Raw genomic sequence first — 25,870 nt, 5'->3', positions numbered from 1 at the left:
CGCCGGGCGCCGCGTCGAAATGCCGCGGCATCGAAACCAGCAATGAACCTAAGTCGGCAGCCTCGATTCATTACCCGTCATCTTTTTCCTTCTCTCTCATCTAGCGTATGGAAACGAGCCTCGAAAAAAGCGCCCTTGCCGGCGCGTCAGCCGGTACCGCTAATCCCGTCCACCTCGCCGCCGTGCAGCCGGCGGCCAAAGTCCAGCGCACGGTCTATTCCGTGCTCGGTGCGATCAGCTTTTCGCACCTGCTCAACGACATGATCCAGTCGCTGATTCTGGCCATCTACCCAATGCTGAAAGACAACTTTTCGTTGTCCTTCGGCCAGATCGGCCTGATTACGCTGACCTACCAGATCACCGCGTCGCTGCTGCAACCGCTCGTCGGCATCTATACGGATAAGCATCCGAAGCCGTATTCGCTGCCGGTCGGCATGGGCTTCACGCTCGCCGGCCTGCTGCTGATGTCGGTCGCGCCGAGTTTCAGCGTGCTGCTGGTGGCGGCGGCGCTGGTCGGCTGCGGCTCGTCGGTGTTTCATCCGGAGTCGTCGCGGGTAGCGCGGATGGCCTCGGGTGGTCGTCACGGTCTTGCGCAGTCGCTGTTCCAGGTGGGCGGCAATGCGGGTTCGTCGCTCGGACCGCTGCTCGCCGCGTTGATCGTGATTCCGCACGGCCAGCGCAGCATCGCGTGGTTTTCGGTGGCGGCGCTCGTCGCGATCGTCGTGCTCGCGCAGATCGGCCGCTGGTACAAGCAGCATCCGTCGGTGAAGAAGGCGCGCAATGTGGCCGGGCACGCGACGCTGTCGCGCAACAAGGTCATGTTCGCGATGGGCGTACTGATCCTGCTGGTGTTCTCGAAGTACTTCTACCTCGCCAGCATCAACAGCTACTTCACCTTCTATCTGATCGACAAATTCCATCTGCCGGTGCAGGCCGCGCAGGTCCATCTGTTCGTGTTCCTCGCGGCGGTTGCGGCGGGCACGGTGATCGGCGGTCCGATCGGCGACAGGATCGGCCGCAAATATGTGATCTGTGTGTCGATCCTCGGCGTCGCGCCGTTCACGCTGCTGCTGCCGTATGCCAACCTGTTCTGGACCGGCGTGCTGACCGTGATCATCGGCGTGGTGCTGGCCTCGGCGTTCTCGGCGATCCTCGTCTATGCGCAGGAGCTGATCCCCGGCAAAGTAGGGATGGTTGCGGGGTTGTTCTTCGGTTTCGCGTTCGGCATGGGCGGGATCGGCGCGGCCGTGCTCGGCCAGTTGGCCGACGCCACCAGCATCGCGTATGTGTACAAGGTCTGCTCGTTCCTGCCGCTGATCGGCATGCTGACGGTGTTTCTGCCGGATGTCGAAGGCAAGCGCGCGCAAGCTTGATGGGTTCGCCCGGCAGTTGCATGAGGAAGAAGGCGCTGCGGCGCCTTTTTTCTTTGGGCCAAGGGTCTGCCATCTGGATCGCCCCTGCCCCGCTCATGGTGAACCCGCGTTGTCCCCACGGCCGCACGTGCTCTATGCTTGCGCGGATACACGCCCCCGCTCTCGCGCCGTACAAACCGGGCGTGCGACTCGAAATTCCTTCACTCATGCAGCAGAAGGATCGCCGCCGATGACAAGCTATCGCGACTTCCACCGCCGTTCGATCGAGAACCCCGAGGCATTCTGGCGCGACGAAGCGCGGCGGATTCATTGGGAGACGCCGTTCGACAGTGTGCTCGACCGCTCGAATCCGCCGTTTGCGCGCTGGTTTGTCGGCGGGCGCACGAACCTGTGCCATAACGCGGTGGACCGGCATCTGGCCGAGCGCGCGCAACAGAACGCGCTGGTGTATGTGTCGACGGAAACCGGCATCGAGCGGCGCTACACGTACGCCGATCTGTACGCGGAAATCAACCGCATGGCCGCGGTGATGCGCTCGCTAGGCGTAAAGCGTGGCGACGTCGTGCTCCTCTATCTGCCGATGATCCCCGAAGCGCTGTTCGCGATGCTCGCCTGCGCGCGGCTCGGCGCGATTCACTCAGTGGTGTTCGGCGGCTTCGCCCCGCCGAATCTCGCCGCCCGCATCGACGATGCGAAACCCGTGCTGATCGTTACCGCCGACGCCGGCGCGCGCGGCGGCAAAGTAATCGACTACACGCCGCTCGTCGACGAAGCGCTCGCGCGGGCAGCGCACAAGACCCCGCACGTGTTGCTGATCGACCGGCAACTCGCTCCCGAGCGTCTCAACGCAAGCTATCTGGTCGCCTACGAGCCACTGCGCGGGCAGTTTTTCGACGCCCATGTGCCGTGCGAGTGGCTCGAATCGAACGAGCCTTCGTATGTGCTGTACACATCGGGCACGACCGGCAAGCCGAAGGGCGTGCAGCGGGATGTGGGCGGCTATGCGGTGGCGCTGGCGGCATCGATGGAACACATCTTTCAGGGCCAGCCCGGCGACACGATGTTCACGGCGTCGGATGTGGGCTGGGTGGTCGGCCATAGCTACATCGTCTACGCGCCGCTGATCGCAGGCCTGACCACCGTGATGTACGAAGGCACGCCGATTCGCCCGGACGGCGGCATCTGGTGGCGCCTCGTCGCGCAGCACAAGATCAACCTGATGTTCACCGCGCCGACCGCGCTGCGCGTGCTGAAAAAGCAGGACCCCGCGCTGCTGAAGAAAGCCGACCTGTCGAGCCTGCGCGCGCTGTTCCTGGCCGGCGAACCGCTCGACGAACCGACCGCCGCATGGATCGCCGACGCGCTCGGCAAGCCGGTGATCGACAACTACTGGCAGACCGAGACCGGCTGGCCGATTCTGGCGATTCCGCGCGGCGTTCAGGCGTTGCCGACCAAACTCGGTTCGCCGGGCGTACCGTCTGCCGGCTTCAATCTGACCTTGCGCAACGAACTGACCGGCGAGCCCTGCGCGCCCGGCGAAAAAGGCGTGCTCACGCTCGGTTATCCGCTGCCGCCGGGCTGCATGTCGACCGTGTGGGGCGACGATAAGCGCTTTGTCAGCACGTACTGGTCGAGCATCCCGAACCAGCAGGTCTACTCGACGTTCGACTGGGGCATCCAGGACAAAGATGGTTATGTGACGATCCTCGGCCGCACCGACGACGTGATCAACGTCGCCGGTCATCGGCTGGGCACGCGCGAAATCGAGGAAGCGTTGTCGAGCCACGCGGCGGTCGCGGAAGTCGCGGTGGTTGGCGTGACGGATGCGCTGAAGGGCCAGGTGGCGTTGGCGTTCGTGGTGCTGCGCGACGCGCAGGCCTACGACGGCGACAAGGCGCGGGCGAAGCTGGAAGCGGCGCTGACTGCGACGGTCGACCGGCAGCTCGGCGCGATTGCGCGGCCGGCACGCGTGCATGTGGTATCGATGCTGCCGAAGACGCGCTCCGGCAAGCTGCTGCGCCGCGCGATTGCGGCGCTGGCGGAAGGACGCGAGCCGGGGGATTTGCCGACGATCGAAGATCCGGCGGCGTTGCAGCAGGTGCGCGAGGCGCTAGGCGGATCGGGGCAAGGTTAGCTCGCGAAGCGAGCGTCAAACCGTGCCGCGCGCCTCCAGAAACCGCTTCAGGATCGCGTTCGAATACGTCCCGGCGATCTCCGTCAGAAACGACGCGAACGACTGCGGCGCGTGATCGTCCGCGGTATCCGAGATGGTTCGCACGACCGCGCACGGCACGCCATACTCGTGACAGACCTGCGCGATCGCCGCACCTTCCATCTCGACGGCCAGTGCGTCCGGCAACGCATCGCGCAAGGCCTGTACACCGGCCGCACTGGCGACGAACTGATCGCCGCTGATGATCAACCCGCGATGCACCCGCGGCGTGTGCGTACCGAAGCGCGCCGCCGAAGCCGTGCCCTCTTCGGTGACAAACCGCTCGCACGCGGCAGCGAGTTGCCCGGCAAGCGCCGCGTCGGCTATAAACCGGGACATGCCGAGCAGAGGCACTTCAAAGCGTGGAAACAGCGGCGACGCGTCGAGATCGTGTTGCAGCAGCGCGTGGGCAACGACGATGTCGCCGACCCGCACTTCCCGCCCCACGCCGCCCGCGACGCCCGTGAACACGACCGCCTCGACATCGAACGCATGAATCAGCGCGCTGACGGTTGCCGCCGCCGCGACCTTGCCGACCCGCGCCAACGTCACCACGCACGGCGCGCCGTGCACAGTGCCGAGGTGATAGTCGCGCTGACCATGCGTGATGGTGCGCACACCGGATTCGCCGCGCATCGCTTCGATCAGATCGCCGAGTTCCTGGGGCAACGCCGCCAGAATGCCGAGCGGACGATGCGTGACAGGAGCGCCGCTCTGGGCGACATCGATACTGGCTGTACTCATTCGACCGCCTGCAGTTTGGCGACCGCGAGCGCCAGCCACTTCTCGCCATGCCGCTTGAATTTGACTTGCGCTTTCGCGTCGGTGCCGCCGCCTTCGAGCGCGGTGATCGTCCCTTCGCCGAACTTCGTATGGAACACATGTTGGCCGACGCGGAAACCGGTTTCCGCCGCGCGCTGTTCGTTGGCAAAGGCCGGTAACGGCGCGGGCGTCGACGACGCAGCGCCCGTATACCCCGGCCGCGCGAACCAGTCGCGCCCATAACCGGCGTTATCCGACCGGCCGCCCCAGCGCGCGCCCGCCTCGACCTTCGGCGTGAGCCACTTGAGCGTTTCCTGCGGCAGTTCGTCGAAGAAACGCGAACGGATGTTGTAGCGCGTCTGGCCATGCAGCATCCGGCTCTGTGCGAACGACAGATACAAACGCTCCTTCGCCCGCGTGATCGCCACGTACATCAGACGGCGCTCTTCCTCCAGACCGTCCGATTCCATCGCGCTGTTCTCATGCGGGAACAGCCCCTCTTCAAGACCGGTGATGAATACCGCGGTGAATTCCAGGCCCTTGGCCGCGTGCACCGTCATCAACTGCACGGCTTCCTGGCCTGCTTGCGCCTGGTTGTCGCCCGCTTCGAGCGACGCGTGCGACAGGAAACCGGCGAGCGGCGTCATCGTGTCCGGGTTTTGCGCCGGATCGGCGATATCTGGCGCATCCAGCACGACTGTGTTCGGATCGTTGGTGGCAACGGCGAGTTCGGGTGCCGCGGTGGCGCCGGGACGCAGCGGAATCGAGCGCGCCGGCGTATCCATGCCGTAGCCTTCCTCGCTGACGAAAGCGGCGGCGGCGTTGACCAGTTCCTGCAAGTTTTCCAGCCGGTCCTGGCCTTCGCGTTCGTTCTGGTAGAACTCCGCGAGACCGCTCGTGCGGACCACGTATTCGACCGTTTCCGGCAGGCTCATCTGCTGCGTTTCCGCGCGCATCCTGCCGATCAGATTCGCGAAGCCGGCGAGACTCGAACCCGCCTTGCCCGCGACATACGGAATCGCCGCGGCCATCGAACAGTTGTAGAGACGCGCCGCGTCCGCGAGTTGCTCGATCGAACGCGCGCCGATGCCGCGCGTCGGGAAATTGACGACGCGCGCGAACGCGGTGTCGTCGTTCGGATTGTCGATCAGGCGCAGATACGCGAGCGCATGCTTGACTTCCTGACGCTCGAAAAAGCGCAGACCGCCGTACACGCGATACGCGATGCCCGCGTTCACCAGCGTGTGTTCGATCGTGCGCGACTGCGCGTTGCTGCGGTAGAGGATCGCGATTTCGCTGCGCGACGTGCCCGTGCTGATGAGCGCCTTGATTTCCTCGACGATCCAGCCGGCTTCCTGCGAATCGGTCGCGGACTCATACACGCGCACCGGTTCGCCGTGGCCCGCGTCGGTGCGCAGATTCTTGCCCAGACGGCGCGAGTTATTGGCGATCAGCCGATTGGCCGCATCGAGAATATGGCCGTGCGAGCGGTAGTTCTGCTCGAGCTTGATCAGATGACGGACGTTGAACTCGTGTTCGAAGTCGCGCATGTTGCCGACGTTTGCACCGCGGAATGCGTAGATCGACTGATCGTCGTCGCCGACGGCAAAGATCGAGTTGGTCTGGCCCGCGAGCAGCTTGAGCCATGCGTATTGCAGCTTGTTGGTGTCCTGGAACTCGTCGACCAGAATGTGACGGAAGCGCGCCTGATAGTGGGCGCGCAGCGGCGGGTTGTGCGCGAGCAGCTCATAGCAGCGCAGCAGCAGTTCCGGAAAATCGACGACGCCTTCGCGCTGGCATTGCTGATCGTAGGCTTCGTAGAGCTCGACGAATTTGCGGTTGAAGTTGTCGGTAGCGTCGACGTCTTTCGGGCGCAGGCCTTGTTCTTTGGCGTTGTTGATGAAGTACTGGAGATTTTTCGCCGGGTACTTTTCATCGTCGACGTTGAGGCCCTTCATCAGACGCTTGATCGCGGAGAGCTGGTCCGCGGTATCGAGGATCTGGAAGGTGGCCGGCAATCCGGCATCACGGTGATGGGCCCGCAGCATGCGGTTGCAGAGACCGTGGAAGGTGCCGATCCACATGCCTCTTGTGTCGATCGGCAAGAGCGCCGAGAGACGCGACATCATTTCGCGGGCGGCTTTATTGGTGAAGGTCACCGCCAGGATGGTCGCGGGCGATGCCAGCCCGTGCTGGATGAGCCACGCGATGCGAGTGATCAGGACGCGGGTTTTGCCGCTACCCGCGCCGGCCAGAATGAGCGCTGGCTCGTTTGGCAGCGTTACCGCAGCGTGTTGTTCGGGGTTTAGATTGGCTAGCAGATCGGGCATTTTGTGGGAGGGACGGCAAGTGCGTCCGACATTATATGCCCCTCCGGGGCTGAGGGTTTTTTGCGGTTTTTTTGGGTTTTTTGCCTTCGCGGCGCTTTATGTCTGTATGCCTGCGGCGGTGGCCTTTCCTTGATTTCTTAGTGGTCTATTAGCGTCGCCCCTGTGCGGGGCAGGCACTTACTTTCTTTGCCGCCGCAAAGAAAGTAAGCAAAGAAAGCGGCTTCACACCGCTAACCCTTAAGCGGGTCCCCTGGCTTGGAGGAGGTAGTGGAGCATCTGGAATCTGTGTTCTCGCGCATTCCGCGCCGGTGACAAGGCAGTCATACTTCCGGCGGCGCTGCGCGCGCCGACGCGGTACTTCATCGAACCGCTCGCCAATTTCGCGTCTACGTTTTGCCCGGCGCAGTGGCTCACCGTCCGTCCCCCATGCCTCGCCGGGGCGCTCGCGTTTTGTCCGGCGCGTTGGCCCGCCGTTGCATTGCCAATCTTCACTGTAGTACCGGCTCTTCGCTCCGCGTGATGGCCCGCACTCGCACATTCGGGCGCTTCGCCGAGGCGAAGCCGATGGCCCCCACCGCGCGCAAACGAAGTCACTGGTTTCCCTCGCAGATCGTTCCGGCGAGCACGTAGTGCGAGGCGGGAAGAATGATGCCGGAGGCGCCCATCTGCGATCGGTGTTGGGAAGTACCGCTGCGGCGCGCGCAGCGCCGCCGGAAGTATGACTGCCTTGTCACCAGCGCGGAATGCGCGAGAACACCGATTCCAGATGCTCCACTACCTCCTCCAAGCCAGGGGACCCGCTTAAGAATTGGCGGTGTGAAGCCGCTTTCTTTGCTTACTTTCTTTGCGGCGGCAAAGAAAGTAAGTGCCTGCCCCGCACAGGGGCGACGCTAATAGATCACTAAGAAAACAAGGAAAGGCCACCGCCGTAGGCACACAGACAGAAAGCGCCGCGAAGGCAAAAAACGAAAGCAAAACCCAACGCCGCAGGCGTGCAGACCATAGCGCCGCCCAGGCAAACAAAACCCCAATCCAAGGCCCCACCCGCAGCGCCGCTTATAATCGAGCATTCTTTGCATCTTCCAGCAGACCGACAAATGAGCGAGACCCCGAGCGACACCACCTCCACCCTTGCAAAAAGCTTCGAGCCCCACACCATCGAAGCCCATTGGGGCCCCGAATGGGAAAAGCGCGCCTACGCGGCGCCATCCTTCGACGAGAACAAGAAAGACTTCTCGATTCAACTGCCGCCCCCGAACGTCACGGGCACCCTCCACATGGGCCATGCGTTCAATCAAACGATCATGGACGGCCTCACCCGCTATCACCGCATGCTCGGTGAAAACACCCTCTGGGTGCCGGGTACGGACCACGCGGGCATCGCCACGCAAATCGTCGTCGAACGTCAACTGGACGCCGAAGGCGTCTCGCGCCACGACCTCGGCCGCGAAAAATTCACCGAACGCGTCTGGGAATGGAAGCAGCAATCCGGCTCGACCATCACGAATCAGGTGCGCCGTCTCGGCGCGTCGATCGACTGGTCGCGCGAATACTTCACGATGGACGACAAAATGTCGGCCGCCGTGCGCGATGTCTTCGTACGCCTGTATGAACAGGGCCTGATCTATCGCGGCAAGCGGCTCGTGAACTGGGATCCGGTGCTGCTCACCGCCGTCTCCGACCTCGAAGTGGTCAGCGAAGAGGAAAACGGCCACCTCTGGCACATCCAGTACCCGCTCGCGGACGGCTCGGGCCATCTGACGGTCGCCACCACGCGCCCGGAAACCATGCTCGGCGACACCGCCGCCATGGTCCATCCGGAAGACGAACGCTACGCGCACCTGATCGGCAAAACGGTCAAGCTGCCGCTCACCGGCCGCGAAATCCCGATCATCGCCGACGAGTACGTCGATCGCGAATTCGGCACCGGCGTGGTCAAAGTCACGCCCGCACACGATTTCAACGACTATCAGGTCGGCCTGCGCCACAAACTGCCGCAAATCGAAATCCTCACGCTCGACGCGAAGATCAACGACAACGCGCCGGAAAAATACCGCGGTCTGGACCGTTTCGAAGCGCGCAAGCTGGTCGTCGCCGACCTCGAAGCGCTCGGCCTGCTCGAATCGGTCAAGCCGCACAAACTGATGGTGCCGCGCGGCGACCGCACCGGTGTGGTCATCGAGCCGATGCTGACGGACCAATGGTTCGTCGCGATGAGCAAGCCGGCCCCGGAAGGCACCTTCAATCCGGGCAAGTCGATCGCGGAAACGGCGCTCGACGTCGTGCGCAGCGGCGAAATCAGATTCGTGCCGGAAAACTGGACCACGACCTACTACCAATGGCTCGAAAACATCCAGGACTGGTGCATCTCGCGCCAACTCTGGTGGGGCCATCAGATCCCGGCGTGGTACGGCGAAAACGGTGAAATCTTCGTCGCCAAAACGGAAGAGGAAGTCCGCGCCAAGGCCGCCGCGGCCGGCTACACGGGCGCCCTGAAGCGCGACGAAGACGTGCTCGACACATGGTTCTCGTCGGCGCTGGTGCCGTTCTCGTCGCTCGGCTGGCCGAACGAAACGACAGAACTGAAGCACTTCCTGCCGTCGTCGGTGCTGGTCACCGGTTTCGACATCATCTTCTTCTGGGTCGCCCGCATGGTCATGATGACCACGCACTTCACCGGCAAGGTGCCGTTCGACACGGTCTACGTGCACGGTCTGGTGCGCGACCACGAAGGCCAGAAGATGTCGAAGAGCAAGGGCAACACGCTCGATCCGATCGATATCGTGGACGGCATCGATCTCGATACGCTGGTCGCCAAGCGCACCACCGGTCTGATGAATCCGAAGCAGGCCGCGTCGATCGAAAAGAAAACCCGCAAGGAATTCCCGGACGGCATCCCGGCCTTCGGCACGGACGCGCTGCGCTTCACGATGGCGTCGATGGCCACGCTCGGGCGCAACGTCAACTTCGATCTGGCGCGCTGCGAAGGCTATCGCAACTTCTGCAACAAGCTGTGGAATGCCACGCGTTTCGTGCTGATGAACTGCGAAGGCCACGACTGCGGTTTCGGCAAGCCAGAACAATGCGGCGAATGCGGCCCGGACGGCCACCTGAATTTCTCGTCGGCCGATCGCTGGATCGTTTCGCACCTGCAACGCGTCGAAGCGGAAGTCGCCAAGGGCTTTGCCGACTATCGCTTCGACAATGTGGCCAACGCCCTATACAAGTTCGTGTGGGACGAATACTGTGACTGGTATCTCGAACTCGCCAAGGTTCAGATCCAGACGGGTCAGCCGAACCAGCAGCGCGCCACGCGCCGCACGCTGCTGCGCGTACTCGAAACCGTATTGCGCCTCGCGCATCCGGTGATTCCGTTCATCACCGAAGCGTTGTGGCAAAAAGTAGCGCCGTTGGCCGGTCGTTATCCGCAAGGCAAGACAGAGGGCGAAGCGTCCATTATGGTGCAGCCCTACCCCGTCGCCGAGCCGTCGAAGCTCGACGAAGAGGCGGAGCAATGGGCGGCGGAGCTGAAAGCAGTGATTGACGCGTGCCGGAATCTGCGCGGCGAAATGAATCTGTCGCCAGCGACCAAGGTGCCGCTGCTCGCGACCGGCAACGCCGAGCGCCTGCGCACCTTCGCGCCGTACGCTCAGGCGTTGGCCCGTTTGTCGGAAGTGCAGATCATTGCCGACGAGGCAACCCTGGACGCGCAGGCGGATGGCGCGCCAATTGCTATCGTAGGGAATGACAAGCTGGTGCTGAAGGTGGAAATCGACGTGGCGGTCGAGCGCGAACGTCTGTCGAAGGAAATTGCGCGGCTGAGCACGGAAGTCACCAAATGTAATGCCAAATTGCAGAATGAAAGTTTTGTTGCAAAGGCGCCGCCCGCAGTCGTTGAGCAGGAGCAGAAAAGGCTCGCAGAATTTGAAACCACTATCGGCAAGCTGAAAGCCCAATTGGCGCGCTTGCCGGCCTGATCGAAGGCTCCGTGCCCACCTCTTGAGGATGGGCGCGGACCTAAAGCTAAACCCGAGGACTCAGGGTATTCACATGCTAAAAGTTACGAAAGCGGTATTTCCGGTAGCAGGTCTCGGCACGCGGTTCCTTCCTGCCACGAAGGCAAGCCCGAAGGAGATGTTGCCGATCGTCGACAAGCCGCTGATTCAATACGCGGTGGAAGAGGCAATGGCGGCCGGCATCACTGAAATGATCTTCGTCACGGGCCGCAGCAAGCGCGCGATCGAGGACCACTTCGATAAGTCATACGAAATCGAAGCGGAACTGGAAGCGCGCGGCAAGGACAAGCTGCTGGAACTGGTGCGCAGCATCAAGCCGAGCCATGTCGACTGCTTCTACGTGCGTCAGCCGGAAGCGCTCGGTCTCGGCCATGCGGTGATGTGCGCCGAAAAACTGGTGGGCGACAACCCGTTCGCCGTGATCCTCGCGGACGACTTGCTGTACGGCACGCCGCCTGTGATGACGCAGATGATCGAGGTGTTCGACCACTATCACAGCTCGGTGATCGGCGTCGAAGAGATCCCGGCCGCGGAGACGAAGTCGTACGGTATTGTCGACGGCAAGGAGTGGGAAGACTCGATCATCAAGATGTCAGGCATCGTCGAAAAGCCGGAGCCGGCCGTTGCGCCGTCGAATCTCGGCGTGGTGGGCCGCTATGTGCTTAAGCCGCGGATCTTCGAACATCTGCGCGCGCTGAAGCCGGGCGCAGGCGGCGAATTGCAGCTGACGGACGCAATTCAATCGCTGCTCGCCGACGAACAGGTGCTTGCGTACAAGTACCACGGCACGCGTTTCGACTGTGGCAGCAAGCTTGGTTACCTGAAGGCGACGGTCGAGTTCGCGCTGCGTCACCCTGAAGTGGCGGCGGATTTCCAGGAGTATCTGCGTACGCGTTCGCCGGTGCTGGAAGGCTGAACGGCGGTTTGCCGGGAAGCTTGTCGGACCCCGGCAAGAAGTAAAAAAGGCGCTGTGCCCCGCGTTTGCGGGCACAGCGCCTTTTGTTTTGGGGCACGAGACGTTTTGCGCAACTCAGCGCTGCTGAGTTGAAGTCCGTGTCAGCGCCTGCGCATCAGGAACGTAAAAATCTTGTCTTGCACGGAGCTTTCGACGATTTCATTGCCGGTTTGCTTTGCGAACGCGGCGAAATCGCGTTGCGAGCCTGGATCGGTGGCCAGCACTTTGAGGATCTGGCCGCTTTCCATGTCGGCGAGCGCCTTCTTGGCGCGCAAAATGGGCAGCGGGCACATCAGCCCGCGCGCATCGACTTCCTTGTGAATCTGAATTTGCATCGACGATGACCTTCGGGGTGAGGCGTCGTAGACGACGCTGGATGTCAGGCGTCAAATTTTACCGCACGATGTGGTTAGCCGCCGGGCGGCGGTGGCCTTTCCTTGATTTGTTATTGGTTTATTGGCGTTCCCCCTGTGCTGTTTGCCTGCTCGGCGCTTTCTGTCTGCGTGCCTGCGGCGTTGGCCTTTCCTTGATTTCTTGGTGGTCTATTAGCGTCGCCCCTGGGCGGGGCAGGCACTTACTTTCTTTGCCGCCGCAAAGAAAGTAAGCAAAGAAAGCGGCGGCGGATTCAACCGGTCGTTGCAACACCTCTGTTCCAATACGGAAATGGAGAGTGGAGCATCTGGAATCGGTGCCCTCGCACACTTCGCGCTAGTGACAAGGCAGTCATACTTCCGGCGGCGCTGCGCGCGCCGACGCGGTACTTCATCAAACCGCCTGCCAGTTTCGCGTCAACGTTTTGCCCGGCGCGGTGGCTCACCGTCCGTCCCCCATGCCTCGCCGCGGCGCTCGCGTTTTGTCTGGCGCGTTGGCCCGCCGTTGCATTGCCAATCTTCACTGTCGTACCGACTCTTCGCTTTGCGTGATGGCCCGCACTCGCACATTCGGGCGCTTCGCCGAGGCGGAGCCGATGGCCCCCGCCGCGCGCAAACGAAGTCACTGGTTTCCCTTGCAGACCGTTCCGGCGAGCACGCAGTGCGAGGCGGGAAGAATGATGCCGGAGGCGCCCATCTGCGATCGGTGTTGGGAAGTACCGCGACGGCGCGCGCAGCGCCGCCGGAAGTATGACTGCCTTGTCACCGGCGCGGAGTGCGCGGGAACACTGATTCCAGATGCTCCACTACCTCCTCCAAGCCAGGGGACCCGCTTAAGAATTAGCGGTGTGCCGCCGCTTTCTTTGCTTACTTTCTTTGCGGCGGCAAAGAAAGTGAGTGCCTGCCCCGCACAGGGGCGACGCTAATAAACCAATATCAAATCAAGGAAAGGCCAACACCGCAGGCACCCAGACAAAAAGCGCCGAGCAGGCAAACAGCACAGGGGAAACGCCAATAAACCAATAACAAATCAAGAAAGGGCAACGCCGTAGGCAAACAGACAATAACCACCGCCGCAGGCAAACAACCAAATCGCTATAACATCACCGCCTCCCCGCTCTGAAGCGAAGTCCGCAACGCGGTAGCGATCCGCGTCGCCTCAAGCGCATCGGCGAGCGTCGCGCCCGCATTTGCCACCGCGCCCGCGTGCAGTACCGCGGCAACAAACGCCCGCGCCTCATGCAGAAACGCCTCCTCGAATCGATCAAAAAAGCTCGGCGTACATTCATTGCGGATGCCCGTGGCATCATAAATCTCGACGCGATTCACCCGCGGATTACAACCGATCGCCAACGCCCCGCCCGTACCAATCACTTCGCTGTGCGTATCATTACCATGCGCCTGCGTGCGCGACGCATAAAACATCGCGAGCTTGCCGTCTTCGAACTCGCAGATCGCCACCCCGTTATCGATGTCGCCAAATTCGCGCAAGCCCTCATGCAGCGCGACGGTACCAGTCGCGAACACACGTTTGGCGCGCGGTTTGCCAAGCAGCCAGCGCGCGACGTCGATATCGTGCACGGTGCAGTCGAGAAAAATGCCACCGGAAGTCGCAGCGAAACGCACGAAGAAACCGTCGGTGTCGTTCTTGTCGGTCGTTTGCGAGCGGACCAGAAAAGGCCGGCCGATTACGCCCGTCTCGATCTTGTCGAACGCGTCCTTGTAGCTCGGATCGAAACGGCGCATGAAGCCGATGGTCGCTTGCAGATGCGGATAGCGCGCGGCTTCAGCCAGCACGCGCTCGCACTCGGCAACATCCAGCGACAACGGCTTCTCGCAGAACACATGTTTGCCGGCGCGCAACGCATCGACGATCTGTTGCGCGTGCAACGACGAAGGCGTGACGAGCCACACGGCATCCACCTCGCGATTGGCGAGCAAGTCCGCGTAATCGTCATAGAGAAGCGACTCGGGCAACGCCTCGCGCGCCCACGCCCGTTCCTCTTCCAGCGGACTGCAAGCGGCCACCAACGAAGCGCCCGGCACGCGATACGCCAGGTTCTCCGCGTGACGCTTGCCCAATCGTCCAAGGCCGACTACGCCCATACGCACTGCTTGCGTACCCGTCTTCATCACGATACCTCGCCCAGTTTTACCGCGCGTCCCTCGCGCCACGAGCGCGTAGCGGCGTCGGCGAGTTCAAGCGCTTTCAGGCCGTCGGCGACGGTCGTGCGAACCGGCTTGCCGTGCATGATCGCGTCGAAGAAATGCGCGATTTCAAGTGCATAAGCCGCCCGATAGCGTTCGAGAAAAAATGCTTCAGGCACGTCGCTCGATACTTCGGTTTTCGAGTACGCGGTGACTTCAGTGGGTCGCACATTGCCTGCCTGCAACATGCCGGTGCTGCCGAGTATCTCGAAGCGCTGGTCGTAGCCATACGCCGCGCGGCGCGCCGTGTTGATCTGACACAGGCGGCCTCGCTTCGTGCGGATCGTCACCGCGGTCGAATCGATATCGCCCGCCTCGGCAATCGCCGGGTCGGAGAGACAACTGCCGGTGGCATGCAGGGTGTCGGCTTCGTCGTCGAGAATCCAGCGGAAGATGTCGAAGTCGTGAATCAGCATGTCCTTGAAGATACCGCCCGAGTGCCGGATGTATTCGACCGGCGGCGCGCCCGGGTCGCGGCTCGTTACCACCAGCATTTCCGGCGTGCCGATTTCGCCTGCATCGACGCGCGCTTTCAACGCGGAGAACGTAGGATCGAAGCGGCGCTGGAAACCGATCATGCACACCACGCCCGCACGCTCGACCGCTTCGGCGCAGGTACGCGCCCGCTCCAAAGTCAGGTCCACCGGCTTCTCGCAGAACACATGCTTCTTCTGCGCGGCGGATTTCATGATCAGATCCGCATGCGTGTCCGTACTCGAACAGATCACCGTCGCGCCGATCGACGCGTCGCCCATTGCGCCGTCGATATCCGCGACCTGCGCGCCGTGTTCGGCGGCGAGCGCCGCGGCCGCCTCGCGATTCACGTCGACCACATACTTGAGCCGCACGCCCGGTTGGCGTGCAAGATTCGCCGCGTGAATCTTGCCGATGCGCCCCGCGCCGAACACCGCTACGTCAATCGTCTTGCCGCCTGCCGTTTCAGTCATCGTATCCTCCAGTGTCTTTGGATTCTTCTACGTTCAATTCGAGCTTGTACGCGAGCGCAATGAACAACGCCTGGCACAAACAGATCGTGCTGGTCAGCGAACGGAACGCAAACGCGCTGCCCTCTTTCACATACAGTTGCGTGGTTGCATAACGCGCGAGCGGCGACAACTGGCTATCGGTAATCACCAGCGTCTTCGCCTGATGATGATGCGCGACACGCAAGCAGTACTGCGTTTCCTTGCCATACGGCGCGAAGCTGATCGCGATCACCACGTCGCCCTTTTTGACGCTGCGGATCTGTTCGCGATACATGCCGCCGAAACCCGACACCAGATGCACGCGCTTGGGCGTGTGCTGCAACGCGTAGACGATGTAGCTCGCCACCGGAAAGGAGCGCCGCACACCGATCACATAGATGTTGTCGGCCTGCTGCAGCATCTTCACCGCGGCATCGAATTGCATGTCGTCGAGACCGGCTTCGAGTTCTTCAAGACCGCCACGAGAGGCCGCAATGAATTCGCGCGCCACGGCGCCACCGGACAACGCGCCGGGCTTCTCGTCGATCAGCTTGCGAATCCTCTGCTGATAACTCGGCGACGACGTGCCCTGCCCCGTATACGCCTGACGAAACACCGCCTGCAAATCGGAGAACCCGGAAAAACCGAAGCGTTGCGCAAAGCGCACCACCGCCGACGGGTGCACGCCGCAGCTCGCAGCGATATCGCTGGTGCGATCCACCATGACGCTCGCGCGATGCTGCTCGATATACGTCGCGACGTTCTTCAACTGACGCGGCAACGCTTCGTAGTTTTCCGCGATGCGCTGCATCAATTCTTCGACGCTCCGCAATTCTTCTGTGCTCTCTTCCGCCATGGCTCTCTCTTCGTTGCTCTATTGCAGTGCGGCAGGGCCTCTGCAAGCCCGCTGCACGTCATGTCGACGCTGCCGATTATAGGCAGGCGCCACATCAAATGGAACGTATTTTCCATTTTTATTTGTTATGAAATTTTCATTGCAACGCTTCGAAAGATGACCTAATCTTGGTCGTGAGCGATGGTGCTTCGCCGACATGTGCCGATACACGTGCAGATGGACAGCCCGCCAGACGCTCCTTCAATAACGACAGACCGAGAAAGGTGGAGACAATGAGACTTTGCAATGGCAAGGCTACGCTCAGGATTCTGGTAACGGCATTGACGTTGGCGACGGGATTCGGTGCGGCGTCGGCCGCCCGCGCGGCTGACGCTCACTTCGTGCTGATCAGCCACGCGCCGGATTCGGATTCGTGGTGGAACACCATCAAGAACGCCATCAAACAGGCCGACGAGGACTTCAACGTCGAGACCGACTACCGCAATCCGCCGAACGGCGACATCGCCGACATGGCACGCCTGGTTGAACAGGGCGCCGCACGCAACTACGACGGCGTGATCGTCTCGATCGCCGACTTCGACGTGCTCAAGAGTTCGATCGCCAAGGTCACTCAGAAACACATCCCGCTCGTCACGATCAACTCCGGCACCGAAGAGCAAAGCGCGCAGCTCGGCGCGATCATGCACGTTGGCCAGCCGGAATACGCCGCGGGCAAAGCCGCCGGCGAAAAGGCGAAGGCAGCGGGCATCAAGTCGTTCCTGTGCGTCAACCATTACGCGACCAACCCGGCTTCGTTCGAACGCTGCCGCGGCTTTGCCGAGGCGATCGGCGTCGACTTCAAGGCCTCCACGCTCGACGCCGGCCAGGATCCGACCGGCGTGCAATCCAAGGTGAGCGCGTATCTGCGCAATCACCCGAACACCCAGGCGGTACTGACCCTCGGCCCGCTGTCGGCGGCGCCGACGATCAAGGCGCTGCAGCAGATGGGTCTCGCCGGCAAGGTCTGGTTCGCGACCTTCGACTTCGACAATGACATCGCCAAGGGCATCCAGGACGGCACGATCCAGTTCGCGATCGACCAGCAACCCTACCTGCAAGGCTATATCCCGGTCGCCGTGCTCGCCGTCGTGAAGAAGGAACACACCACCGATCCAGCGAAGATCCGCCAGATCCTGCAGGCGAATCCGAAGTTCCAGCAACGTCTCGCCACTTACGGCCTGGCGCCCGCTTATGGGCCGCGCAATATCGGCTCCGGCCCGGGCTTCATCACCAAGGCCAATATCGACAAGGTCGTGAAATACGCTGGGCAGTACCGCTGACGTATTGCGCAGGGAGTACGGACACGGGAGAACCGTTCCGCCAGGTATGAAGAAAGTGGATGCGGCCGGCCGCGACCGGCCGGGCCGCCCCACGCCTGCATTCGCCATGCTTTTACATGCGCTTTTACACGCATTAAGCGCCACGGTCGGTCACTGACTGCCATCCACCGGCGCATCAAGGAGAGCTTCAATGGGCGTAGCCAACCCCTTCCACTTCCATTCGCGCAAGCAGCCCCCTTCCGCAACCGAGACAACTGCAACGTCCGACGAGCGTGTCCGCCAGGAATCCTGGGTCAGGCATCTGCTGAACCGTCCGGAATTCGCGGCGCTCGCCGGCACGGTGATGGTGTTCCTCGTGTTCGGGTTTGCGGCCGGCAACTCGGGCATGTTCAACCTCGACGGCGTGATGAACTGGTCACAGGTGGCCGCATATCTCGGCTTGATTTCGGTCGGCGCGTGCCTGCTGATGATCGCCGGCGAATTCGATCTGTCGATCGGCTCGATGATCGGCTTTGCGGGCATGATGGTCGCGCTGCCCACGATGTACTTCCATTGGCCGATTGCGTTGTCGATCGTGTTTGCGTTCGCCGGCTCGATGCTGCTCGGCGCGCTCAACGGCTACCTCGTGATGCGCACGCGGCTGCCGTCGTTCATCGTCACGCTGGCGTTTCTATTCATTTTGCGCGGGCTCACGCTGGCGCTCTCGGTGATGTTCGCCGATCGCACGATCATCTCCGGCGTGGGCGACGTTGCCGCTCACGACTGGTTCGCCCATACGTTCTTCCAGGGCGTCGCGTTCAAGGGCCTGTTCGCCTGGCTCGGCCACATCGGTATCGTCAAGCTGCTCGACAACGGCAACCCGCTTGTGCCAGGCATTCCGAAAGTCCTGCTCTGGTGGTTCGCGCTGGCCGCGGTCTGCGCGTTCACGCTCGCCAAAACCCGCTTCGGCAACTGGATTTTCGCGGTCGGCGGCGACGCCAATGCGGCGAAGAACGTCGGCGTGCCGGTGCGGCGCGTGAAGATCTCGCTGTTCGTGCTGACCGCGTTCTGCGCATGCCTGTTCGCCGTGCTGCAAGTGTGCGATATCGGGTCGGCCGCGGCCGACCGTGGGCTGCAAGCCGAATTCGAAGCCATCATCGCGGCGGTGATCGGCGGCACGCTGCTGACCGGCGGCTACGGCTCGGTGATCGGTGCCTGCTTCGGCGCGCTGATCTTCGGCGTCGTACAGATCGGCATCACCTACACGAACGTCGACTCCGACTGGTTCCGCGTGTTCCTCGGCGTGATGCTGCTGATCGCCGTGCTGTTCAATCACTATGTGCGCCGCCGCGTCGCGCAATCGTAACAACGAGGAGGCGAACATGTCCGATACGAATACCGTGAGCGCTGTGAGTACGACGGGCGCGCCGCAGGACGACGTGATTCTCGCGCTCGAAAACGTCAGCAAGTACTTCGGTCAGGTCATCGCACTGAGCGGCGTGACCATGCGCCTGAAGCGCGGCGAAGTGCATTGCCTGCTCGGCGACAACGGCGCGGGTAAGTCGACGCTGATCAAGACCCTCGCCGGCGTGCACCAACCCTCGTCCGGTCAGTATCTGGTGGACGGCAAACCCGTGCTGTTCGAGTCGCCGAAAGACGCGCTCGATCTCGGCATCGCCACCGTCTATCAGGATCTTGCACTGGTGCCGTTGCTGTCGGTGGCGCGCAACTTCTTCATGGGCCGCGAGCCGCAGAAAAAACTGTTCGGCTTCCTGAACGTGATGGACCTCGAAACCAGCGCGACAACCGCACGCGACAAGCTCGCCGAAATGGGCATCAACGTGCGCGATCCTCATCAGCCGATCGGCACGATGTCCGGTGGTGAGAAGCAATGTCTGGCGATCGCGCGGGCGATTCACTTCGGCGCGCGTGTGCTGATCCTCGACGAGCCGACTGCCGCGCTCGGTGTCAAGCAGAGCTTCAACGTGCTGAAACTGATTCACACGGCGCGCGCAAAGGGCATTTCGGTGATTTTCATCACGCACAACGTGCACCACGCGTATCCGATCGGCGATTCGTTCACGCTGCTCAATCGCGGCAAATCGCTCGGCACGTTCACGAAGGACACCATCAGCAAGGACGAAGTACTCGACATGATGGCCGGCGGCGCCGAGATGCAGAAGATGATCGGCGAACTCGACGGCGCGACGATCTGATTCATTCGCGCGTGGGGCAGGCGCTTGCCGTGCCTGTTGCCGCGCTCAGCTATTCAGGAACATTCATGGATCATTCCAGCACCTCCAGCGAAGTCGGCGTAGACCAGGCCGGCGCCAGCCGCTTCGCGCCGGGCCGCAGCCGCGACATCGTTTGCCTCGGCCGCCTCGCCGTCGATCTGTACGCGCAGCAGGTAGGCGCGCGGCTCGAAGACGTGTCGAGCTTCGCGAAGTACCTCGGCGGTTCGTCGGCGAATATCGCGTTCGGTTGCGCGCGGCTTGGGCTCGCGTCGGCGATGCTGGCGCGCGTCGGCAACGATCACATGGGCCGCTTTCTCACCGAGACGCTCACCAGGGAAGGTTGCGACGTCAGTCACGTGCGCGTCGATCAGGCGCGCTTGACCGCTTTGGTTCTGCTCGGCCTGAAAGACCGCGAAACGTTCCCGCTGATCTTCTATCGCGAGAACTGCGCGGACATGGCCGTCGATGAAGCGGATTTCGACGAGGCGTTCATCGCGTCGTCGAAGGCGCTGTTGATCACCGGCACACATTTCTCGACCGAACAGGTTAACCGCACGAGCCGCCGCGCATTGGACTACGCGCGGCGCAACCAGGTGCGCACCGTGCTCGATATCGACTACCGTCCGGTGTTGTGGGGCCTCACGGGCAAAGCAGACGGCGAAACCCGCTTTGTCGCCGACGAAGGCGTGACCGCGCATTTGCAGCGCATCCTGCCGCTCTTCGATCTGGTGATCGGCACCGAGGAGGAATTCCGCATCGCCGGCGGCAAGACCGAACTGATCGACGCGCTCGCGATGGTCCGCGCCGTGACGCCCGCCACGCTGGTTGTCAAGCGCGGACCGCTGGGTTGCCAGATCATCGACGGCAACGTGCCCGCAACGCTTGACGATGCACCGATTCATGGCGGCGTGGAAGTGGAAGTGCTGAACGTACTCGGCGCAGGCGATGCGTTCGCGTCCGGCTTCCTTTCCGGATGGTTGCGCGATCAACCGCTAGAAGCCTGCGCGCGTGCCGCGAATGCGAGCGGCGCGCTGGTCGTGTCGCGTCACGGCTGCGCCCCGGCGATGCCGACGCCCGCCGAACTCGACTACTTCCTGCGCGAAGCCAAAGCCGATCCGCAACGCATGCGCCGTCCCGATCGCGACGCGACGCTGGCGCGTCTGCATCGCGTCTCCCCTGCCCGCAGGCAATGGGACGAAGTACTCGGCTTCGCGTTCGATCACCGCAACCAGTTCTTCGAACTCGCGCAGCAGACCGGCGCCGACGAAGCGCGCATCGCGCAACTGAAGGGACTGTTTGTCGAAGCCGTCGCGCAGACGGAAAGCGCGCTAGGTTTGCAAGGCCGCGTCGGCGTATTGATCGACGACCGCTACGGTCAGGATGCATTGAACGATGCGACGGGCCGCGGCTGGTGGATCGGCCGCCCGGTCGAATTGCCCGGCTCCGTGCCGCTGGTGTTCGATCATGGCCGCTCGATCGGCACAACGTTGATCGCCTGGCCGCGGGAGCACATCGCCAAGTGCCTCGTGCAATACCATCCGGACGAAGCCGTCGAACAGCGCCTCGAACAGGAGGCGCAACTGCGCGCGCTATACGACGCCACGCAAGCGAGCGGCCATGAATTGCTGCTCGAAGTGATTCCGCCGAAGCACGCGCATCTGCCGCAAGCGCCGGACATCGTCTATCGCGCGTTGAAGCGGCTCTACAACATCGGCATCTATCCCGAGTGGTGGAAGCTCGAACCGATGGATGCCGCGCAATGGCAAGCGGTCGATGCGCTGATCGCCGAACGCGACCCGTATTGCCGGGGCGTGGTGCTGCTCGGTTTGTCGGCGGCCGTCGAGCAGTTGAACGAGGGCTTTCGCGCGGCAGCGCAGTCGGCGACGTGCCGCGGCTTTACGGTCGGCCGCACGATCTTTCACGAGCCGAGCCATGCATGGCTGGCTGGCGAGATCGGCGACGACGAATTGATCGCGCGCGTGCGCCGCACTTTCGAAACGCTGATCGCGTCGTGGCGCGCGACCCGCGGCACGGCGGCCACGCAGCGTAGTGCGGCGAGCCACGTTCATCAGGAGCAGGCGGCATGAACCAACGCGTGTTGCATCACGATACGGCGTCCGCCAACGACGCCACCCAGACGCACGCGCCGTCGGGCGGCACGGTCCGCCTGACGACCGCACAAGCGCTTGTCCGTTATCTCGCGGCGCTTCGCGTCGCGACTGAAGACGGCAGCGGCACCGAGCCGCTCTTTGGCGGCGTATTCGCGATCTTCGGCCACGGCAATGTCGCCGGCATGGGCGAGGCCTTGTATCAGCATCGCGACGAACTGCCCACACTGCGCGCCCACAATGAACAGGCGATGGCGCATGGCGCGATTGCCTATGCGAAGGCGCATTTCCGTCGCCGCATGATGGCGGTCACGACTTCGATCGGACCGGGCGCGACGAATCTGGTGACGGCCGCCGCGCTCGCGCATGTGAATCGTCTGCCTGTGCTGCTGTTGCCCGGCGATGTATTCGTCTCCCGTGCGCCTGATCCGGTCTTGCAGCAAGTCGAAGATTTCCACGACGGCGGCATCTCCGCCAACGATGCGTTCAAGCCCGTGTCGCGCTACTTCGACCGCATCGTGCATCCGGCGCAATTGCTCAACGCGTTGCCGCGCGCCGTGCGCGTCTTGACCGATGCCGCATTGTGCGGACCTGTCACGCTCGCATTGCCTCAGGACGTGCAAGCGCAGGCATGGGACTTCCCCACCGACTTCTTTACGCCGCGCGTCGTCACGTTTCATTCTCCTGCGCCGCGCGCCGAAGATATCGAGGCAGCCTTCATGCGCCTGCGGCGCGCCAAGCGACCGTTGATCGTCGCGGGCGGGGGCGTTCTGTATGGACACGCAACCGATGCGCTGCACCGCTTCACCACCGTGCACGGCATTCCGGTAGCGGAAACGCAAGCCGGCAAAGGCTCGCTCGCGTGGAACGATCCGTTGAACGCCGGCGCGTTGGGCGTGACCGGTTCACCCGCCGCGAACGCCCTCGCGCACGACGCCGATTGCGTGCTCGCGATCGGCACGCGCCTGCAGGATTTCACGACCGGCTCGAACACCTTGTTCACTCAGGCCGACGTGATCGGCATCAACGCCAATCCGTTCGACGGCCTCAAGCATCGCGCGCTGGCGGTCGAAGCCGACGCGCGTCTCGCGCTCGATGCGCTCGATGCGCATCTGCAAGGCTGGCATGCGGATCGCACATGGACCGCGCGCGCGCACAAACTTGCAGCGAGCTGGCGCGACACGGTCAGCACGCTCACGCATGCGCCGCAACGCGACACCGTGCTGCCGTATGAAGGCGACGTGATCGGCGCGGTGCAGCGTTCGAGCGCGCGGTCCGCGGTCGACGACATCGTCGTATGCGCCGCTGGAACCTTGCCTGCCGAGTTGCACAAGCTGTGGTGTGCCGGCAAACCCGGCGCGTATCACGTGGAGTACGGCTACTCGTGCATGGGCTACGAAATCGCCGGCGGCCTCGGCGTGAAGCTCGCGCGGCCCGCGCGTGAAGTGATCGTGATGCTCGGCGACGGCAGCTATCTGATGATGAACAGCGAGATCGCGACCTCGGTGATGCTGGGCACGAAGCTGATTATCGTGGTGCTCGACAATCGCGGCTACGGCTGCATCAACCGCTTGCAGCAGGCGTGCGGCGGCGCACCGTTCAACAACCTGCTCGACGATTGCACGCAAGGTCCGCTTGGCGCCCCCAGGATCGATTTCGCGGCACATGCACGCTCGCTCGGCGCTCAGGCCGAGCACGTCGCGGATGTCGCCGAACTCGAAAGCGCGCTGCAACGCGCGCGCGCCGCCGATCGCACTTACGTGATCAGCATCGACACCGACCCTGCCCGCACTACCGACGACGGCGGCTGGTGGTGGGAAGTCGCCGTGCCCGAAGTGTCGGCGCGCGACACTGTGCGCGCCGCGCGTGCGAAATACGACGCGCAACTCGCCGCGCGCGCCGAACCTGGCGAACTTGCCGATTCCGCCGGCTCCACCGACAACGAATGAGGACGCCCGCATGACTGCTTTCGACGTACGTATCGGCATCAACCCGTTATCGTGGATGAACGACGATCTGCCGTCGCTCGGCGGCGAAACGCCGCTCGACGTCGCGCTGACCGAAGGACGCACGATCGGCTATCAGGGCTTCGAGCTCGGCAACAAGTTTCCACGTGAGCCGCAAGCGCTGAAGACGCTGCTTGCCCAATACGATCTGGCATTGGTTTCCGGGTGGTACTCGGGACGGCTGGCACGACGCAGCGTCGAAGAGGAAATCGCCGAAGTCGGCCCGCATCTCGACCTGCTCGCGCAGAATGGCGCGACGGCGATGGTGTATGGCGAAGTCGCCGATTCGATCCAGGGCGCGCCGCAACCGCTGTATCAACGGCCGCGTTTTTTCAGCGAGGCGCAGTGGGACGCCTACGCCGCTCGCGTCGATGAATTCGCGCGCTACACGCTCAGCCGCGGCGTGCGGCTCGCCTACCACCATCACATGGGCGCGTATGTCGAAACGCCGGCCGACGTCGATCAACTGATGTCGCGCACGAGCGACGCGGTCGGTCTGCTGTTCGACGCGGGGCATATCACGTTTGCGGGAGGCGATCCGTTGGCGGTGCTCGACAAGCATATTGCGCGTGTGTGCCACGTCCACTGCAAGGACGTACGCCCGGCGGTGATGAAGCTTGCGCGCAATCGCAACTGGAGCTTTCTCGACGCCGTGATTAACGGAGCGTTCACTGTTCCGGGCGATGGCGCGGTGAATTTCCCGGCGATCGTCGATCGGTTGAAGCGGCATGGTTATCGCGGCTGGCTGGTGGTCGAAGCTGAACAGGATCCGGTGGTCGCGCCATCGTTTGAATATGCGCAAAAGGGATACCGGACATTGAGAGCGTTGGTTGATGCTCCGCTTGACGCCGGTGGCACGACTGAGCAGGAGGCAGCATGAGCTTATTGGTGAAGGCGCAGCGCGAGGGCCAAACGATCGCGCGGGTGACGCCGGAGTCGGCGTGTTGGCGGTATGTGGGGTTTGCCGCTTACCGGTTGGGTGAGAATGAGGTCGTGCATGTGCTCGAGCCGTCGCGGGAGGTTTGTATTGTGGTGCTGACGGGCACGGTGGATGTCGAGACCGCTGACTCGACGTGGCGTTCTTTGGGGTCACGCGATAGCGTGTTCGAGGATGCTGCACCGTATGCTTTGTATTTGCCACCTGGCGTGCGGGCTACTGTTCGGGCTTGCCGCGACGCGGAGATTGGTGTGGCTAGCGCGCCTGCTAAAGGCGCCTATCCGGCGAGGTTGATTGAGCCTTCTTCCATGAAGCGCTCGACTCGTGGGAAGGGGTTAAATACGCGATACGTATGCGATATTCTTCCGCAGACTGAGCTTGCTGAATCTTTGCTTGTTGTCGAGGTAAGAACCCCTGGGGGGCATGCGTCCAGCTATCCGCCGCATAAGCACGATACCGATAATGTTCCTCATGAGAGTTCGCTTGAGGAGACTTATTATCATCGGCTCGATCCGCCGCAAGGGTTTGCTTTTCAGCGCGTGTATACAGACATGAGGGACATTGATGAGTCCATGGCGGTTGAGGATCACGACGTCGTGATGGTGCCGCGTGGGTATCATCCGGTTGTTGTTCCCTATGGGTATGAGTCTTATTATTTGAATGTTATGGCTGGTGGGCAGAGGGTTTGGCATTTTCGCAATGATCCAGCGCATGAGTGGATTATTAATAAGGATAGTTGAGGTTTTTTTGCCGTCCCGGCGGTTCTGGTTGTGTGCCTACGGCGTTGGCCTTTCCTTGTTTTCTTAGTGGTCTATTAGCGTCGCCCCTGTGCGGGGCAGGCACTTACTTTCTTTGCCGCCGCAAAGAAAGTAAGCAAAGAAAGCGGCTTCACACCGCTAATTCTTAAGCGGGTCCCCTGGCTTGGAGGAGGCAGTGGAGCATCTGGAATCGGTGTTCTCGCACATTCAGCGTGAGTGACAAGGCAGTCATCCTTCCGGCGGCGCTACGCGCGCCGAACGGTACTTCTCAACACCGGGCGCGGATACGCTCTTCCTGCATCATTCTTTCCACTCCGCACTGCGTGCGTCGCGGATGGGTCTGCATGGGAAACCAGGGGGCTTCGCTCACGTGCGGTGGGGGTCGCCTCCACACGCTCGCCATCGCGGATTGATCTGGGTAATCCATTGCCCAGTCGCGACCAATCATGACATGGCCAAACTTCCTGGCCGCGAAACGAAA

The 25,870-nt window shown here is 62.5% G+C and carries 17 protein-coding genes; 11 read left to right on the top strand and 6 right to left on the bottom strand.

Annotated elements, in window-relative coordinates; translation table 11 throughout:
• Positions 1-107 precede the first annotated feature (107 nt).
• Together WN982_RS06100 and WN982_RS06095 are read left to right on the top strand one after the other, a co-directional pair.
• The gene (locus WN982_RS06100; protein ID WP_341314853.1) at positions 108-1,373 is read left to right on the top strand and encodes an MFS transporter; all 1,266 of its coding nucleotides are present in this window, start codon (positions 108-110) and stop codon (positions 1,371-1,373) included.
• 229 nt (positions 1,374-1,602) lie between these two features.
• On the top strand, positions 1,603-3,507 hold the full coding sequence (locus WN982_RS06095; RefSeq protein ID WP_341314852.1) for a propionate--CoA ligase: 1,905 nt from the start codon (positions 1,603-1,605) through the stop codon (positions 3,505-3,507).
• 15 nt (positions 3,508-3,522) lie between these two features.
• Here WN982_RS06095 and WN982_RS06090 read toward each other — a convergent pair whose 3' ends face one another.
• A complete protein-coding gene (locus WN982_RS06090) occupies positions 3,523-4,329 on the bottom strand; it encodes a 5'-methylthioadenosine/adenosylhomocysteine nucleosidase (protein WP_341314851.1) in 807 nt (268 codons plus the stop codon).
• Complete coding sequence (locus tag WN982_RS06085) at positions 4,326-6,677, bottom strand: UvrD-helicase domain-containing protein (protein WP_341314850.1); 2,352 nt, start codon at positions 6,675-6,677, stop codon at positions 4,326-4,328. The genes WN982_RS06090 and WN982_RS06085 overlap by 4 nt, the downstream gene beginning before the upstream one ends.
• A 1,097-nt stretch (positions 6,678-7,774) precedes the next feature.
• Here WN982_RS06085 and WN982_RS06080 point away from each other — a divergent pair.
• Together WN982_RS06080 and galU are read left to right on the top strand one after the other, a co-directional pair.
• Complete coding sequence (locus WN982_RS06080; protein ID WP_341314849.1) at positions 7,775-10,654, top strand: valine--tRNA ligase; 2,880 nt, start codon at positions 7,775-7,777, stop codon at positions 10,652-10,654.
• Positions 10,655-10,727: 73 nt separating this feature from the next.
• Positions 10,728-11,609: a UTP--glucose-1-phosphate uridylyltransferase GalU gene (galU, locus tag WN982_RS06075; RefSeq protein ID WP_341314848.1), complete on the top strand. Its 882-nt coding sequence runs from the start codon at positions 10,728-10,730 to the stop codon at positions 11,607-11,609.
• 140 nt (positions 11,610-11,749) lie between these two features.
• Here galU and WN982_RS06070 read toward each other — a convergent pair whose 3' ends face one another.
• The 4 genes from WN982_RS06070 to WN982_RS06055 form a co-directional block, all read right to left on the bottom strand.
• Positions 11,750-11,977, bottom strand: a complete 228-nt coding sequence (locus WN982_RS06070; RefSeq protein ID WP_341315729.1) for a sulfurtransferase TusA family protein — start codon at positions 11,975-11,977, stop codon at positions 11,750-11,752.
• A 1,137-nt stretch (positions 11,978-13,114) separates the two neighbouring features.
• Entirely contained in the window at positions 13,115-14,152 is a 1,038-nt protein-coding gene (locus WN982_RS06065) for a Gfo/Idh/MocA family oxidoreductase (RefSeq protein WP_341314847.1), read from the bottom strand.
• Entirely contained in the window at positions 14,152-15,174 is a 1,023-nt protein-coding gene (gene iolG / locus WN982_RS06060) for an inositol 2-dehydrogenase (protein ID WP_341314846.1), read from the bottom strand. The genes WN982_RS06065 and iolG overlap by 1 nt, the downstream gene beginning before the upstream one ends.
• Positions 15,167-16,048 (bottom strand): MurR/RpiR family transcriptional regulator, encoded by an 882-nt coding sequence (locus WN982_RS06055; RefSeq protein WP_341314845.1) that lies wholly within the window; start codon positions 16,046-16,048, stop codon positions 15,167-15,169. Before WN982_RS06055 ends, iolG begins: the two co-directional genes overlap by 8 nt.
• A gap of 272 nt (positions 16,049-16,320) precedes the next feature.
• Here WN982_RS06055 and WN982_RS06050 point away from each other — a divergent pair, with 272 nt between their 5' ends.
• The 7 genes from WN982_RS06050 (at position 16,321) to iolB (ending at position 25,371) form a co-directional block, all read left to right on the top strand.
• Entirely contained in the window at positions 16,321-17,367 is a 1,047-nt protein-coding gene (locus tag WN982_RS06050) for a sugar ABC transporter substrate-binding protein (protein WP_341314844.1), read from the top strand.
• A 190-nt stretch (positions 17,368-17,557) separates the two neighbouring features.
• Positions 17,558-18,712 carry an ABC transporter permease gene (locus tag WN982_RS06045; RefSeq protein WP_341314843.1) on the top strand — a complete coding sequence of 385 codons (1,155 nt, stop codon included), beginning with the start codon at positions 17,558-17,560 and terminating at the stop codon, positions 18,710-18,712.
• A gap of 43 nt (positions 18,713-18,755) precedes the next feature.
• Positions 18,756-19,562: an ATP-binding cassette domain-containing protein gene (locus WN982_RS06040; RefSeq protein ID WP_341315728.1), complete on the top strand. Its 807-nt coding sequence runs from the start codon at positions 18,756-18,758 to the stop codon at positions 19,560-19,562.
• A 65-nt stretch (positions 19,563-19,627) separates the two neighbouring features.
• Positions 19,628-21,667, top strand: a complete 2,040-nt coding sequence (iolC, locus tag WN982_RS06035) for a 5-dehydro-2-deoxygluconokinase (RefSeq protein WP_341314842.1) — start codon at positions 19,628-19,630, stop codon at positions 21,665-21,667.
• Positions 21,664-23,637 carry a 3D-(3,5/4)-trihydroxycyclohexane-1,2-dione acylhydrolase (decyclizing) gene (gene iolD / locus WN982_RS06030; RefSeq protein WP_341314841.1) on the top strand — a complete coding sequence of 658 codons (1,974 nt, stop codon included), beginning with the start codon at positions 21,664-21,666 and terminating at the stop codon, positions 23,635-23,637. The genes iolC and iolD overlap by 4 nt, the downstream gene beginning before the upstream one ends.
• A gap of 10 nt (positions 23,638-23,647) precedes the next feature.
• A complete protein-coding gene (iolE, locus tag WN982_RS06025; protein WP_341314840.1) occupies positions 23,648-24,574 on the top strand; it encodes a myo-inosose-2 dehydratase in 927 nt (308 codons plus the stop codon).
• Positions 24,571-25,371 carry a 5-deoxy-glucuronate isomerase gene (gene iolB / locus WN982_RS06020; protein ID WP_341314839.1) on the top strand — a complete coding sequence of 267 codons (801 nt, stop codon included), beginning with the start codon at positions 24,571-24,573 and terminating at the stop codon, positions 25,369-25,371. The genes iolE and iolB overlap by 4 nt, the downstream gene beginning before the upstream one ends.
• Positions 25,372-25,870 lie beyond the last annotated feature (499 nt).

This window comes from Paraburkholderia sp. IMGN_8 (assembly GCF_038050405.1).
In the GTDB taxonomy this organism is placed as follows: domain Bacteria; phylum Pseudomonadota; class Gammaproteobacteria; order Burkholderiales; family Burkholderiaceae; genus Paraburkholderia.
Note: the sequence above shows the minus strand (reverse complement) of the source record. Positions and strands in the feature narration are given on the sequence as shown.